The 14792-nt window shown below is 67.9% G+C and carries 11 protein-coding genes; 8 read left to right on the forward strand and 3 right to left on the reverse strand.

Going from position 1 to position 14792, the window contains the following annotated elements:
- Positions 1-5 precede the first annotated feature (5 nt).
- The 8 genes from BCR55_RS17355 (at position 6) to BCR55_RS17390 (ending at position 11520) form a co-directional block, all read left to right on the forward strand.
- Positions 6-659, forward strand: a complete 654-nt coding sequence (locus tag BCR55_RS17355; protein WP_081068798.1) for a hypothetical protein — start codon at positions 6-8, stop codon at positions 657-659.
- 104 nt (positions 660-763) lie between these two features.
- On the forward strand, positions 764-3127 hold the full coding sequence (pgaA, locus tag BCR55_RS17360) for a poly-beta-1,6 N-acetyl-D-glucosamine export porin PgaA (protein ID WP_065495143.1): 2364 nt from the start codon (positions 764-766) through the stop codon (positions 3125-3127).
- A 15-nt stretch (positions 3128-3142) separates the two neighbouring features.
- The gene (gene pgaB / locus BCR55_RS17365; RefSeq protein ID WP_006410898.1) at positions 3143-5230 is read left to right on the forward strand and encodes a poly-beta-1,6-N-acetyl-D-glucosamine N-deacetylase PgaB; all 2088 of its coding nucleotides are present in this window, start codon (positions 3143-3145) and stop codon (positions 5228-5230) included.
- Entirely contained in the window at positions 5227-6498 is a 1272-nt protein-coding gene (pgaC, locus tag BCR55_RS17370) for a poly-beta-1,6-N-acetyl-D-glucosamine synthase (RefSeq protein ID WP_006399817.1), read from the forward strand. The genes pgaB and pgaC overlap by 4 nt, the downstream gene beginning before the upstream one ends.
- Positions 6476-6997 carry a hypothetical protein gene (locus tag BCR55_RS17375; protein WP_006403825.1) on the forward strand — a complete coding sequence of 174 codons (522 nt, stop codon included), beginning with the start codon at positions 6476-6478 and terminating at the stop codon, positions 6995-6997. Before pgaC ends, BCR55_RS17375 begins: the two co-directional genes overlap by 23 nt.
- A 90-nt stretch (positions 6998-7087) precedes the next feature.
- Positions 7088-8911 (forward strand): glutamine--fructose-6-phosphate transaminase (isomerizing), encoded by a 1824-nt coding sequence (gene glmS / locus BCR55_RS17380; protein ID WP_053298678.1) that lies wholly within the window; start codon positions 7088-7090, stop codon positions 8909-8911.
- On the forward strand, positions 8908-10206 hold the full coding sequence (locus BCR55_RS17385) for a hypothetical protein (RefSeq protein ID WP_053298679.1): 1299 nt from the start codon (positions 8908-8910) through the stop codon (positions 10204-10206). Before glmS ends, BCR55_RS17385 begins: the two co-directional genes overlap by 4 nt.
- Positions 10207-10677: 471 nt before the next feature.
- Positions 10678-11520, forward strand: a complete 843-nt coding sequence (locus BCR55_RS17390) for a cytochrome c (protein ID WP_053298680.1) — start codon at positions 10678-10680, stop codon at positions 11518-11520.
- A 14-nt stretch (positions 11521-11534) separates the two neighbouring features.
- Here BCR55_RS17390 and BCR55_RS17395 read toward each other — a convergent pair whose 3' ends face one another.
- The 3 genes from BCR55_RS17395 to BCR55_RS17405 form a co-directional block, all read right to left on the reverse strand.
- A complete protein-coding gene (locus BCR55_RS17395) occupies positions 11535-12806 on the reverse strand; it encodes a Zn-dependent hydrolase (protein WP_053298681.1) in 1272 nt (423 codons plus the stop codon).
- A complete protein-coding gene (locus BCR55_RS17400) occupies positions 12799-13338 on the reverse strand; it encodes an L-2-amino-thiazoline-4-carboxylic acid hydrolase (RefSeq protein WP_053298682.1) in 540 nt (179 codons plus the stop codon). Before BCR55_RS17400 ends, BCR55_RS17395 begins: the two co-directional genes overlap by 8 nt.
- 119 nt (positions 13339-13457) lie before the next feature.
- The gene (locus BCR55_RS17405; RefSeq protein WP_006403832.1) at positions 13458-14624 is read right to left on the reverse strand and encodes a branched-chain amino acid ABC transporter substrate-binding protein; all 1167 of its coding nucleotides are present in this window, start codon (positions 14622-14624) and stop codon (positions 13458-13460) included.
- Positions 14625-14792: the final 168 nt, after the last annotated feature.

The following is a 14792-nucleotide window of genomic DNA, read 5'->3' on the forward strand; positions in this document are numbered from 1 at the left end:
CCGCATTGAGCATCGTCGCGTTTGCCGCGATCTTCGGCGGCTTCGCGTACATCGAGCGAGATGCGCGCGTCGGTCATGGAGGCGCCTCGCACGACATCTCCGGCGCGGTCGGGAACGCGGCCGACAAGACGGGCAAGGCCGTCGTCGCAGCAGTGTCCGGCGCGCACTCGGCGTCCGCGATCGAGCTCGCGCAAAACGCGCCGCCGGGCGCGCCTGCGTCTGCGTCTGCCTCGATATCGGCCGCCGTGCCAGCGGCCGTCTCGAACGCACGGACCGCCGCGCCGCCGCAGGCGGCCGACGCCGCGTCGACACCCGCGGCGCTCGCCGCGACCCCGCGTACGGGAACGACGTCGAGTCACTCGACGACGCGTCGCCGCGACGCGCATCGGCCGCGCGCATCGGTGCTCGCGAGCACGCACAAACGCTCGTATGCCGCGCCGAAGCACGAGCGCTACGCCAGCGATGCCGCACAGATGGAGCCGGCGGCCGTGTCGCGCGACGAGGTGGAAGGCGCACGCGCGCTCGCGCGGGCGCGCTGGTGCGCGCAGCTCGACCAGTGGGATTGCGTCGAGCAGAACGCCAGCCGCGCGCTTGCGATCGACCCGATGAACAGCGAGTCGCGCGCATTGCTCGGACAAGCTATCCGCAATCGCCTTTAAGGCGACCTAGCGCAGCCGGGGCCCTAATCCCGGCCGCACGGCAACCGGCGACTCGCGTCGCCGGGTATGCGATCGACGTGATCGTCTCGAAGTGAGGACACACCGTGGCCAACAATCCGAAACAACAATGCACCACCGTCGCTCCGCCCAACCGGCGGATGCTCGTGCACGCGCCGCTCGTCTTGCTGCTCGTCGCCTCCGGCTCCTGTTTTGCCGCGGACAGCGAGGCGGACGCCGTCGGCGCCAGCGGCACCGCCGGCACGCAGGGCGCGTCCGAAACCATGCCGGCGGATGTGCCGACAGCCGGCGCAACGTCGCACGACGCGACGGCGCCCGATACAACGGCGCCTGACGCAACGACGCCCCACGCGACGCCACCGTCCGCACAGCCGCCCACCGCACCGACGGCGATCGCGCAAGTGTCGGGCACGGCAATGCCGACTGCGCCGAGTCCGACGCCGGCCGGCGCGGCGCCGATGATCGGCGCGCCGTCGATCGAGCGCCCGGACGTAACGCCCCCGCCCCAACAGCCGCCGGAGGCGCAGGCGCCGAACGCCCAGGCGCCGAATCTGCGCACCGCCGACCCCGCGACCGTCCGCAACGACGTGTTCGGGCTCGCGGTCAGCGGCGGCGCGGTCAAGGCGCTCGACGAAGCGAAGGCGCGGCCCGACGCGTTCTCGGCCGTCGATCTCGCGCAACTCGAGGAACTGTCGATCCGCCAGCAGGTACGCGGCGGCCGCGACAAGGCGCGCTCGATGACGAGTACCGACCGCTTCGACGGCATCGACCAGGCACTGAAGGCCGCGGACGATCTCGACTCGCGCATGCCGGTCACGCCCGAGTATTCGTCGGTGCGCACGGCGCTCGCCGGCGACCGCACGATCGCCTATGCCGCGCGCGGCGACATGAACAAGGCGATCGCGACGTTCGAGACGATTCCGCCCGACGCGGAGATCTCGATCGACGCGCTGGCCGCGGTCGGCGATGCATATCTCTACGTCAGCGAACCGGGCAAGGCGAGCGCCGTCTACGAGCGTGCGCTGAAGCAGGCGAGCGCGCCGGCCGCGGACCGCGCGACGCGCGGCTTCCAGTACGGTTCGCGCACGCGGCCGATCGAGCTGCGCGAGGGGCTGTTCTGGTCGTATATCGATCAGGCGCGCGCCGCCGATGCGGGCCGCGTACTGAACGACATCGACACGGCCCTGCCGCCCGCGAGTCAGGTGCATCCGTGGGATCCGGCAAACGAGGACTACCTGCGTTATTACCGGCTGCGCGCGCAGTACCTGATCTACACGGGCCGCGTCGACGAAGGCATCGCCGAGCTCGAACGGCTCGAAAAGGAGGTGCCGTTCAATGCCGAAGTGCGCTCCGCGCATGCGGACGCGGTGTCCGGGCAGTCGCATCCGCGTCAGGCGATGGCGATGTACAGGGCGACGCTGACCGATCACCCGGACAGCGTCGAAATGCGGGCGGGGCTCGGCCGGGCCGCACTGACGGCGGACGACTACGCGACCGCGCGCGAGACCGACGAAATTCTCGACAACACGTTCCCGGACAGCGCCGCGGTGCGCTCGTTCAAGCGCGACTACAACGCCTACCGCAGCCCGGTGTTTACGACCGACATCAGCTACGAGCACGGCAACAGCGCGCTGGCCGACAACAGCTTCTCGTCGGACAGCTACATCTACTCGCAGCCGTTCGGCGACAACTGGCGCGTGTTCTCGCACACGTTCTACGGCTTCGCGCAGACCGATACGGGCCGCATCAGCCGCACGCGCACGGGCGTCGGCGGCGACTACCGGCACGGGCCGCTGACGATCCAGGCCGAAGCGACGCGCTCGTTCGGCGGCGACGGTCGCACCGGCGGACGCGGCACGGTGACCTACAACGTCGACGACTACTGGACGCTGAGCGGCGCGGTCGACAGCAACGACAACTCGCTGCCGTGGAAAGCGTATGTCGCGCACATCTGGGGCCGCTCGGCCAACGTCGAGATCGCATACCGGCAGAACGACCGGCGCGAAGTGAAGCTGACCTACGGCGTGAGCCGCTTCAGCGACTCGAACTTCCACCAGGAAATCGCCGCGACCGGCACGCAGCGCGTCTACACGTCCGCGAACCAGCTCGTCAACGTGTCGCTCGGCCTCGGCACCGACAGCAACTCGCGGCAGGACACGCCCTACTTCAGCCCGAGGCGCGACTACGCCGCGGCCGTCACCGCGATGCATCAAATGACGCTGTGGAAGAAAGGCGACATGTCGCTGCAGCAGCGCCTGTACGCGTCGGGCGGCGCGTTCAACCAGCGCGGCTTCGGCACGAGCGCGCTGTGGAGCGCACGCCTCGAGCACGCGTGGACGTTCAAGCGCGACATCACGCTCAGCTACGGCATCGAAGTCAGCAGCCATGCGTACGACGGCCAGCGGGAACGCTCGGAAACGGGCTTCCTGTCGGTCAACCTGCCGTTCTAGTAACAGGAGCTCTCCATGCAATCCAGACGGACCTTCATGTGCGGATGCCTCGGGGCATTCGCCGCGTGCTCGTTGTTTCCCGGCGTGACGAAGGCCAAGATGATCGACCTGCTGCCGCCGTCCGACCCGGCCGACGGCAAGACGTTTCGCGTGATTTGCCTGCACGATGTCCGCGACAATCTGCTGTCGACGTTTTCATCGTCGACGATGGTCGACCCGTTCGCGGTCGACACCGGCACGCTGACCGCGATCTTCTCGTGGCTCGAGACGAACAACTACCACCCGATCACGGTCAAGCAGATCGAGGCGTCGCGCCACGGCGGCAAGCCGCTGCCGCCGCGCGCCGTGCTGCTCACGTTCGACGACGGCTACCGCAGCCACTACACGAAAGTGCTGCCGCTGCTCGAGCGCTTCCGCTATCCGGCCGTGATGGGCATCGTCACGTCGTGGATCGATGCGCCGCCCGACGTGCCGATCAAGATCAGCGACAAGGTGTCGGTGCCGCGCGACTACTTCATGTCGTGGGACGACGTGCGCAAGCTCGGCTCGTCGGACCTGATCGAGCTCGCGTGCCACACGCACAATCTGCATCACGGCGCGATCGCGAATCCGCAGGGCAACGAACTGCCGGCGACCACGTCGCACCTGTATCTGCCCGACGAGAAGCGGTACGAAACCGACGAGGAATTCCACGCACGCGTGCGCAACGACCTGCAGACCTGCATCCACCAGGTGCGCGAGCGCACCGGCATCACCATTCGCTCGATGGTGTGGCCGTACGGCGCGGAGAACCAGCCGGTGCGCGACATCTCGACATCGCTCGGGATGGGCATCCAGTTCAGCCTCGACGCGGGGCCGAACACGCCCGACGTGCCGCTCGATCGCCTGCGCCGGATCCTGATGATGTACGACGTCGACATCGGCGGCTTCGAACGGTCGATGCGCGAGCCGGCGACGAACCGCGGCGCGGTCGACGCGGTCGAGCGTATCGTGCAGGTCGATCTCGACCAGGTGTACGACCCGAACCCCGCGCAGCAGGAAAAGAACCTCGGCGTGCTCGTCGAGCGCATCTACCGGATGCAGCCGAAATCGGTCTACCTGCAGGCGTACGCGGATCCGAAAGGCACGGGTGTCGCCGAAGCCGTGTACTTCCCGAACCGCCATCTGCCGATGCGCTCGGACCTGTTCTCGCGCGCCGCGTGGCAGCTCAACACGCGCTCGAACGTGCAGGTCTATGCGTGGATGCCGGTGCTCGCGTTCCAGCCGCCGGCGGACAAGCATCGCGCGCTCGAAGCCGTCCGCGCGCTCGATGGCGCACCGGCCCGCGAAAACGGCTCGCGCGTGTTCCGGCTCAGTCCTTTCGACCCCGATGCACGGCTGATGATCGAGGAGATCTACGAGGATCTGAGCAAGTACGCGTCGTTCAGCGGCATCCTGTTCAGCGACGATGCGGTGCTCGACGACTACGAGGATGCGAGCCGCCACGCGCTGCGCGCGTACGCGCAGTGGGGGCTGCCCGCCGACGTCGCGAAGATCCGCGGCAATCCCGACCTGATGGCGCGCTGGACGCGGCGCAAGACGCGTCATCTGATCGACTTCACGCTGCAGCTCGAAAAGATCGTGCTCTCGCACCAGAACGCCGGCGACGTGCTGACCGCGCGCAACATCTTCGCGATGCCGGTGCTGAAGCCCGAGTCCGAAGCGTGGTACGCGCAGAACTATGCGGACTTCCTCGCCACCTACGACTACGTCGCGCTGATGGCGATGCCGTACATGGAACGCGCGGACGATCCCGAAGGCTGGCTCGACCGGCTCGTGCGCACCGTGCGCGCGAAACCGAACGGCCTGTCGCGCACCGTGTTCGAGCTGCAGTCGTACGACTGGCACACGAACAAGAGCATCGGCGCCGACACGCTGCTCGCGCAGATGCGAAGACTGCGCAGCGAAGGCGCGGTGAACTTCGGGTACTACCCGGACAACTTTCTGAACAACCAGCCGAATCTCGACACGGTGCGCGACGTGATGTCGCTGAAATCGCGTCTCGATCCGACCTCGATCAATGCACTGATGCAGATGCACCGCAACGGGACCAAGACACCATGACCACGCACGGCCTCATTACGAAGCTGCAGGATTTCGTTTTCTACTATCCGTTCTTCATGTCGTACCTGTGGATGATCGGCGGCGTCGTGCACTACTTCCTGCTCGAAGAGGGTCGCGTGCTGTCGAAGCGAAAGATCGCCGCGAGCGGCTTTCCGAAGGTGTCGATCGTCGTGCCGTGCTTCAACGAGGAGGCGAATGCACGCAGCGTGATCGAGCATCTGAATGCGATGGACTACCCGAACTACGACATCATCGCGGTCAACGACGGCAGCAAGGACCGCACCGGCGAAATCCTGAACCAGCTGGCGGTGGAGATCCCGCGGCTGCTCGTGATTCATCACGCGCGCAACGAGGGAAAGGCGGTCGGGCTCACGACCGCGGCCACGATGTCGAACGCCGAGTATCTGCTCTGCATCGATGGCGACTCGCTGCTCGGCCACGATGCGATCGAATGGATGCTCGACCATTTCCTAACCGATCCGGGCGTCGGCGCGGTGACGGGCAATCCGCGCATCCGCACGCGCACGTCGCTGCTCGGCCGCATGCAGGTTGGCGAGTTCTCGTCGATCGTCGGGCTGATCAAGCGCACGCAGCAGGTGTACGGCCGCATCTTCACGGTATCGGGCGTGGTCACGATGTTCCGCAAGACCGCACTCGCCGACGTCGGATTCTGGAGCACCGACATGCTGACCGAGGACATCGACATCAGCTGGAAGCTGCAGTGCAGCGACTGGCGCGTCGTGTACGAGCCGCATGCGCTGAGCTGGATCCTGATGCCGGAAACCGTGAAGGGCCTGTACCGGCAGCGCCTGCGCTGGGCGAAGGGCGGCATCCAGGTGCTGATCAAGTACGCCGGCGCGCTCGCGAAGCCGACGCGGATGATGATGTGGCCGCTGTTCATCGAGTATCTGATCGGCATCGCGTGGGCCTATGCGATGTCGTTCATTCTGCTGCTCGCGCTCGTGGATGTCGTCTATCCGCTGCCGCCGAGCTGGCATGTTTCCGTCGTACCGCATTGGCACGGGATGCTGCTGGTCGCCACCTGCATCCTGCAGCTGATCATCGGCAGCATGATCGATCGTCGCTACGACGAGAAGCTGCTGATGTATTTCCTTGACACCGTTTGGTACCCCGTCGCTTTCTGGCTGATCAGCATGATCACTACCGTCGTCGCGCTGCCGGCGGTCGTGCTGCGAGGCCGTGGCAAGCGAGCCGTGTGGGTCAGTCCCGACCGAGGCATTCAACATGAACAACGCACCGATTATTGACCTCTCCCTGCGCACGCCGCGCGAAATGATCGCTGAACGAGGCGGCGTCGTCGGCCCGCTGCTGGTCGCCTGGTTCCGCTTCGGCCGACCTGCGCTCGTCGGCGGCGTATGGGCATCGATCTGCATCTATACGTATCGCTATCTGCTGCCGTTCAACGAAGCGGAGATGCCGATCGAGCAGCTCGTGTTCTACGTGACGTGTATCGCGCTGATCGGCGGCTCGCTGATCACCTGGCTGATCGCCGGGCGCGTCGTGCATCCGCTCGCATACCGCCTGCGCGTATCGAAGATCCTGCGACGCTCGGCCAGCGTCACGGCGCACTCGGTGCCGGCCGCCCTGCTCACCGGCAACCGGCGACGCAGCGGCACGCCGCGCGCGTCGCGCATTCTCGTCGCGTCGCACGACGCGAACGGGTCGATCTGCGGCATCGAATGGATCGCCCACGCGGGGCCGCCGCCGCGCGAATGGGCGACGGGCGAACCTGGAAGCAATGCATGACACGTCTTCCGCGCGGTGCGACCTTGTCGGGACGCCGTCCCGACGCGCCGCGCAGGCAAGCCGGAACCATCTTCTGGACGAGGTGAAAACATGTGCGGAATCGTCGGAGCAAGCGGCCTGAACAATCAGGTGCCGCAATTGGTCAATGCCCTCAGCCGGCTCGAGTATCGCGGCTACGACTCATGCGGGATCGCGGTGCTGCGCGACGGGCGCCTGCGCAGCGAGCGCACGTTGCGGCGCGTCGCCGACTTGCAGGATCGCGTGCTGACGCTCGGGCTCGAGGCGCAGACCTGCATCGCCCACACGCGCTGGGCGACGCACGGCGCGCCGTCGGAGAAAAACGCGCATCCGATCGTGTCGCGCGACACGATCGCGGTCGTGCATAACGGCATCATCGAAAACCACGACACGCTGCGTGCGGAGCTGCGGCAGCGCGGCTACGAGTTCCGCGGCGAGACCGATACCGAGGTGATCGCGCATCTCGTGCACAGCCTCTATCGCGGCGATCTGTTCGACGCGGTGCGGCGCGCGGTCAAGCGGCTGCACGGCGCGTATGCGATCGCCGTGCTGAGCGCGCATGAACCGCAGCGGCTCGTGGCCGCCCGCGCGGGCTCGCCGCTCGTGATCGGCATCGGCGCGACGCAGAACTATCTGGCATCGGACTGCGCGGCGCTCGGCGACCTGACCGACCGCTTCGTCTATCTCGAAGACGGCGACGTCGCGTTGATCACGCCGGACCGTATCGACGTCCTCGATGCACTCGGCGAAGAAGCGCGCCGCCCGCTCTGCGAAGTGCGCGCGCGCGACAGCGATGCCGCGCTCGGCCCGTACCAGCACTTCATGCAGAAGGAAATCTTCGAGCAGCCGAAGGCGATCGAGAACACGCTCGAAGGAATCGACGAAATTTCGCCCGCCCTCTTCGACGCGCACGCGGACACGCGCGCGCTGCTGTCGAAAGTGAAAAGCGTGCTGCTGCTCGGCTGCGGCACCAGCTATTACGCGGGGCTCACCGCGAAATACTGGCTCGAGTCGATCGCCGGCGTGCCCGCGCAGGTCGAGATCGCGAGCGAATACCGCTATCGCGACGCGGTTGCCGATCCGCGCACGCTCGTCGTCGGCATTTCGCAGTCCGGCGAGACGGCCGATACGATCGGCGCGCTCGAACGCGCGCGCACGACGGGCCAGGATCTGTCGATGGCGATCTGCAACGTCGCGACGAGCACGATCGCGCGCAACTCGCCGCTGCGCTTTTTGACGCGCGCCGGCGCGGAGCTCGGTGTCGCGTCGACGAAGGCGTTCACGACGCAGCTCGTCGCGCTGTACCTGCTGACGCTCACGCTCGCCCAGATGCGCGGCCGGCTCGACCCGGCACAGGCGGCCGAACGACTGCAGCAGCTGCATGCGCTACCCGCGCGCATCGGCCATGCGCTCGCGCTCGAGACGCAGATCATGGGCTGGGCCGAGAAGTTCGCGAAGAGCGAGAACGCGCTGTTCCTCGGGCGAGGCATTCATTTCCCGATCGCGATGGAAGGCGCGCTGAAGCTGAAGGAGGTGTCGTACATCCACGCCGAAGGCTATCCGGCCGGCGAGCTCAAGCACGGCCCGCTCGCGCTCGTCACGAGCGCGATGCCCGTCGTCACGATCGCGCCCGACGACCAGCTGTTCCAGAAGCTGAAGTCGAACATGGCCGAGGTGCGCGCGCGCGGCGGGCGGCTGTACGTGCTTGCCGGCGATCAGCTCGAACTCGAGGCCGACCGCGACACGCATCTGATCCGCGTGCGCGAATCGGGCGATGCGCTGTCGCCGATCGTCAACGTGATCCCGTTGCAGCTGCTCGCGTATCACGTCGGCTGCGCGCGCGGCGCGGACGTCGACAAGCCGCGCAACCTCGCGAAATCGGTGACGGTCGAATGACGGCGCCGCGCGTCGCCACCTCCGCCGGCGCGCGGCCGGGCACCGGCCGGCGCGCCGCGGCATGGATCGCCGCGTCGATCGTCTGCAGCGCATGCTGCGTCGGCGCGGCGCCGCCCGCCGCACGCGCCGGCGCGCCGGTCGTGCACACCGTCACCGTCGATCCGAACGGCACGGCGAAGGATACCGGCGACCCGCGCCGCTTCATGCACGGCATCGGCGTCGCCGATGCCGGCAACGGCAAGCGCTGGGTGTTCTTCAGCAGTTCGGGGCGCGTGCCGCGCGGCGCGATGAAAGACGGCAACTGGCCGCACGACGTGTACGTCGGCCAGTGGAGCCCGGGCCAGCCGCGCATCGCGCGCGTGCGCACGTTCATCAGCCGGCCGGAAGCGCAGGAGCCCGTGTCGATCGCGCAGAACGCACGCGGCGACATCTTCGTCACCTTCGAGGACGGCTGGAACACGCCGCAGGTCGTGAACCAGCGCTACGGAATCTATCGGCGCGACCTGCGGCCGATCAAGCCCTATCCGAACGACGTCGAAGCGGGCGGCCACTCCGGCCACGTCGCGACCGCGTCGGACCGCTTCGTCGTGTTCTATTCGGAAGGCTGGGTCGACGGCGGCGGCGTGGACAATCTCGGCACCGGCAACGGCGTCTATGTGAAGACGTACGACGCGACCGGCCGCGTGCTGAACCGCGTCCCCGTCGTCGCACATCGCCGCGAATGGTGGCCGATGATCGCGGGCTCGCCGGGCAAGGCGCTGCTGCTCTGGCAAAAATTCATTCCGGGCAGCACCGACGCGACGCTCGAAGCGGCGATGTTCGATCCGGTATCCGCGCAGCTCGACAAGCTCGGCACGCTGAACGACGCGATCCAGTACTACGTGTACTCGGCCGCCTACGTGCCGGCGATCGACCGCTTCATCGTCGTGACGACGACCTCGGCCGGTCGCGGCGTCGCCATGCTCGTCGCGCCGGACGGTCAGCGCACCGCGACGCTCGACTGCCTGCCCGCATCGGTGCGCGAAGCGCAGATCGGCGTCGACGGATCCCGCGCCTACGTGCCGACGCGCGACGGGCGATTGCTGACGCTGACGCTTGGGCCTGCCGCGATCGCCGTGACCGGCTCGCAGCGCTCGCCGATTCCGTGGGGCTCGACCGGCATCGCGGCGTTCCGCTCGAACGGCGACGCGATGCATTTCGTGTCGCTGACCTCGTCGGGCACGCGCGAAGCCGACTTCGGACCGGTGCTGAATACGTCGCTGTCGGCCGCCGATACGCAATGCTCGACGCATTGAGCGCGCGCGTGCGCGGACCCGCGTCGCGGTAGCGCGGGCCGCGCCGCCGCTACGGTCGGGCGGGTTCCTGCATGCGCCTGCCTCGCCGAATCGCACGATGCAGTGCCCGCCCCGTTTCGCCCTCTGCTAGTCGAGCGTGCGTCTGCGCGCATGCCGGCCGAGCACGTCCGGATGCGCGTCGAGCATCGTCGGAAATCCGCTGGCGCGCGACCGCAGCGGCCGGTATCGACCGATATGGGCGCGCGCGGTCTACCGACATTGCCGGCGCGCGGCTGGCGACATTGTGCTATCGGGCATGCAGCGTGGATTGTTGCAGACGCACCGGCCTCCATCCGAGCACGCGCCGACATCGCGGCCATCGAAATCGGAATCGCGGGCAGCGCGCGAAGCGGATAGACTGTCGCCCGACCCGTTTCGTCACCCGCGGCCGCGTGCATCGCGCCGCCCGGAACGCCGCTTCCCGGAGAACGAATGCTCATGCGCCGGTGGTTTTCGCTTCTGCTGCTGATCCTCTACGCGATCGGCCCGCGCGCGCTCGCGCAGTCCGCGCCGGCGCTCGAACTCGACATCGACGGCACGCCGCAGATGCTGACGCCGCAAGCGCTGCTCGCGCGCGCCGACGCCATCGACATCCACGTGCCGCAAGACATCGCATACGGCCGCCCGATGACGTTCCGCGCGGTGCCGTTCGTGAATCTGTTCGGCGGTGCGCCGCTGCCGGCCGATGGCGTGCTCGAGACGCGCGCCGCCGACGGCTTCGCCGCGCAGTTGCCGCTCGATCTCGTGCGCCGCGGCGCGGCGGCCGGCGCGGTCGCGTGGCTGGCGGTGGAGGAACCGTCGCGCCCGTGGCCGAAGCTGCCCGGCAAGCCCGTGAGCGCCGGGCCGTTCTATCTCGTGTGGGTCGGGCCGCACGCGTCGTCGGTGCGCGGCGAACAGTGGCCGTATCAGATCGTGCGCATTACCGTCGAATCGGCGCCGCTCGCACGCTGGCCGTCGCTCGCCGTCGATCCGTCCGTTCCTGCGGACGCCCCCGCGCGCACGGGCCAGCGCCTGTTCGTCACGCAATGCCTCGCGTGCCACCGGATCGACGGCGCCGGCAGCAGCCACGCGGGCCCCGACCTGAACGCGCCGATGAACCCCGTCGACTATTTCCAGCCGGCCGCGCTGCGCCGCTATATCCGCAACCCGGCGTCGGTGCGCGACTGGCCGGGCCGCGCGATGCCGGCGTTCCCGCCGACGCAGCTGAGCGATCGAGAACTCGACGAGATCGTCGCGTATCTGGCCTACGTCGCGCGCCGCAAAGCGCCGCGCTAGCGGCAACGACGCCGTTACGCGCCGGTTTCCTGCGCGCTTTTGAGCACCGCGCGCAGTAGCACGTCCGCACCCGCGGTCGCCCACTCCGGCGTGATCGCTTCGGCTTCGTTGTGGCTCAGACCGTCGACGCACGGCACGAAAATCATCCCGGTCGGCGCGACGCGCGCGATATAGCACGCATCGTGGCCCGCACCGGAGACGATGTCCATGTGCGACAGCCCGAGCGATTCGGCCGCGTCGCGCACCGCGTCGATGCAGGCGGCCGCGAACGGCACAGGCGGATACGTGAAGATCTGTTCGATCTGCGCGCCGAGCCCGGTTTCGGCGGCCATACGCGTCAGCTCCGCACGCAACGCCGCGTCGAGTTCGTCGAGCACGGCGTCGTCCGGATGACGAAACTCGACCGTGAAGAAGCAGCCGCCCGGCACCGTGTTGCGCGAGTTCGGCCGCGCGTCGATCATGCCGACCGTCGCGCGCGCGTGCGGCGCGTGGCGGCGGCCCAGCGCATCGACGAACGCGATCGTCCGCGCAGCGCCGACCAGCGCATCGCGGCGAAATTCCATCGGCGTCGTGCCGGCGTGCGCATCGATGCCCGTCAGCGTCACCTCGTACCAGCGCTGCCCCTGCCCGGCCGTCACGACGCCGATCGTCTTGCCCGCGCGTTCGAGAATCGCGCCCTGCTCGATATGCAGCTCGTACGCGGCATGCACGGGATAGCCGCCGACCGGCTCGGCGCCCGCATAGCCGATGCGCTCCAGTTCGTCGCCGATCGTTCTGCCCGCTGCGTCGGTGCGCGACAGCCCGTATTCGAGCGAATAGACGCCCGCAAACACGCCGGCCGACACCATCGCCGGCGCGAAGCGCGAGCCCTCCTCGTTGGTCCAGATCACGACGTCGATCGGCCGTTCGGTCTCGATGCCCGCGTCGTTCAGCGCGCGCACGACTTCGAGGCCGCCGAGCACGCCGTAGATGCCGTCGTAGCGGCCGCCGGTCGGCTGCGAATCGGCGTGCGAGCCCGTCATCACGGGGGCCGCGTCGGCGCGGCGGCCCGCGCGCCGCGCGAACACGTTGCCCATCTTGTCGACGCGCACCGTGCAGCCCGCGTCGCGCGCCCACTGCACGAACAGGTCGCGCGACTCGCGATCGAGATCGGTCAGTGCGAGCCGGCAGACACCGCCCTTCGGCGTCGCGCCGATCTGCGCCATCCGTTCGAGCGACGCCCAGAGCCGCTCGCCGTCGACGCGGGGCCCCGCTGCGCGCATGCCCGCTTGCGCTTCGTCACGCATCGCCGGCCTCCTGTGCGCCGCCCTGCGGCGCCGGTTGCAGTGCGTAGCGGAAATCGCAGCGCTTGCCGCCCTGCATGATCGTGCTCGTGCGCGTCAGCGCGATGCGCGGATCGTAGCCCTCGATGAAGTGGCTGTCGCGCGCGCAGCTGAGCAGATGCCCGATCTCGCCGAGCCCCATCGCGTGATACATCTCGGCATAGCTGCAGCGATGTACGTCGTAGTCGTAGTGCGCATCGTCCGCGCGCCGCACTTCGACGTCGAGCGCATCGTCCTTCTCCCACAGCACCTGCAGCGCGATGAACGACTTCACGCTCGTGCCGTGCGGCTCCTGCGCGGCGAACGTGCGGCCCGCGTCGACCGCCGCGCCGCGCACCGCTTCCGCGATCACGGCCTGCGCGCGCTCGGTGCCGAATTCGCGCTTCATGATCTCGTAGATCGGCTTGATGATTTCGGCTTCGATGCGGCGCCGCGCGAGGATGCCGAGGCGCGTGTCTTCCGGAGTGGTCGTGGAGGTTTTGGTAGTTTCGGTCATGGAATCGTCTCCGTGTCGGCCCGAGTTAGCGCTTTAGCGCTTACTCGGGCCCTATGCAAAGCTGTCGTCCCGAGTTGGCGCTTGAGCGCTTCTCCGAGCCCCTGCAAAGCGGTCGTCCTTTACTTCGCCGCAGTCCGCGCGCCGCCGAGCACATCGACGACTGTCCACTTCCCGCCGCGCACCTGATAGATCGTGAAAGCCGGATTCTTCAGGTTGCCTTCCTTGTCGAACGCGATCTCGCCCGTCACGCCCGGCCGGTCGATCTCGCGCACGGCGGCGACCAGCTTCGCCGGCTGCGTCGAGCCTGCCTTCTGCGCGGCCGCGATCAGCGTGGCGGCCGCGTCGTACGCAAACGGCGCATGCAGTTCGATCGGCGCGCGGAAACGCGCTTGGTACTGCGCGTCGAACGCCTTGCCGCCCGGCATCCGTTCGAGCGGCAGGCCCGGTTCGAGCGCGGTCACGCCGTCGCCGTCCTTGCCTGCGAGCGACAGGAAGGTCTGGCTCACGAAACCGCCCGCGCCGAGCAGCGGCACGTTCACGCCGAGCTGGCGCATCCGGCGCGCGATCGGCGCGGCCTGCGCATCGAGCCCGCCGAAGAACACCAGATCCGCGCGCTTGCCCTTGATCGCGGTCAGCACGCCGCTGAAGTCGGTCGTCTTGTCGTTGACGTACTGGCGATCGACGATCGTGCCGCCGTTCGCCTGCACGCCCTTGATGAACTGGTCGGCCAATCCCGCGCCGAACGACGTGCGATCGTCGATCACGGCGATGCGCTTCGCCTTCAGCGTCTTCACCGCGTAGGCGCCCGTGAAGTTGCCGCCCGCATCGTCGTGACCCATGATGCGGAAGGCCGTCGCGTAGCCCTGCTGCGTGTACTGATGGCCCGTCGACGCCGGCGCGATCTGCGGAATGCCCGCGTCGCGATAGACGCGCGAAGCCGGCACGCTGCAGCCCGTGTTCCAGTGCCCGACGACGCCGATCACGTGCTGGTCGACGAGCTGCTGCGCGACCGCGACGGCCGTGCGCGGGTCGGACTGGTCGTCGGCTGCGACGAGCTTGTACACGACGGGCTTGCCGCCGATCGTCGGATGCTTCGCGTTCGCATCGTCGATCGCGAGTTGCGCGCCGTTCTGCAGATCCTTGCCGATGCGCGCGGACGGGCCGGTCAGCGGCGCGGCGAGACCGATCAGGATCGTCTGCGGCGCGGATTGCGCGCCGGCGGTAACGGACGCGACCAGCGCGAACGCGGACAACGCGAAGCCAACGGTGAAACGAGCGATTTTCATGTGCGGGGACCGTGAGTCTGTCAAAACATGAAAAATATTAAATAATCGACACGAACATCCCAAATACTCAATCGTTGGATGCTTATGCCGTTCCGCACACGATACGCCAACACCATGAAAACATGGTCATTTTTATTGTTGTCGCTTACCCTGATTTTTCTATAAAAT

Source organism: Burkholderia sp. CCA53 (assembly GCF_001685525.1).
GTDB classification, from domain to species: Bacteria; Pseudomonadota; Gammaproteobacteria; order Burkholderiales; family Burkholderiaceae; genus Burkholderia; species Burkholderia multivorans.

Bases quoted from the DNA above. Each gene is read 5' to 3' on its own strand.
- pgaB (WP_006410898.1), top strand. From the start codon at position 3,143: ATGCAATCCAGACGGACCTTCATGTGCGGATGCCTCGGGGCATTCGCC.
- pgaC (WP_006399817.1), top strand. From the start codon at position 5,227: ATGACCACGCACGGCCTCATTACGAAGCTGCAGGATTTCGTTTTCTAC.
- BCR55_RS17375 (WP_006403825.1), top strand. From the start codon at position 6,476: ATGAACAACGCACCGATTATTGACCTCTCCCTGCGCACGCCGCGCGAA.
- glmS (WP_053298678.1), top strand. From the start codon at position 7,088: ATGTGCGGAATCGTCGGAGCAAGCGGCCTGAACAATCAGGTGCCGCAA.
- BCR55_RS17385 (WP_053298679.1), top strand. From the start codon at position 8,908: ATGACGGCGCCGCGCGTCGCCACCTCCGCCGGCGCGCGGCCGGGCACC.
- BCR55_RS17390 (WP_053298680.1), top strand. From the start codon at position 10,678: ATGCTCATGCGCCGGTGGTTTTCGCTTCTGCTGCTGATCCTCTACGCG.
- BCR55_RS17395 (WP_053298681.1), bottom strand. From the start codon at position 12,806: ATGCGTGACGAAGCGCAAGCGGGCATGCGCGCAGCGGGGCCCCGCGTC.
- BCR55_RS17400 (WP_053298682.1), bottom strand. From the start codon at position 13,338: ATGACCGAAACTACCAAAACCTCCACGACCACTCCGGAAGACACGCGC.
- BCR55_RS17405 (WP_006403832.1), bottom strand. From the start codon at position 14,624: ATGAAAATCGCTCGTTTCACCGTTGGCTTCGCGTTGTCCGCGTTCGCG.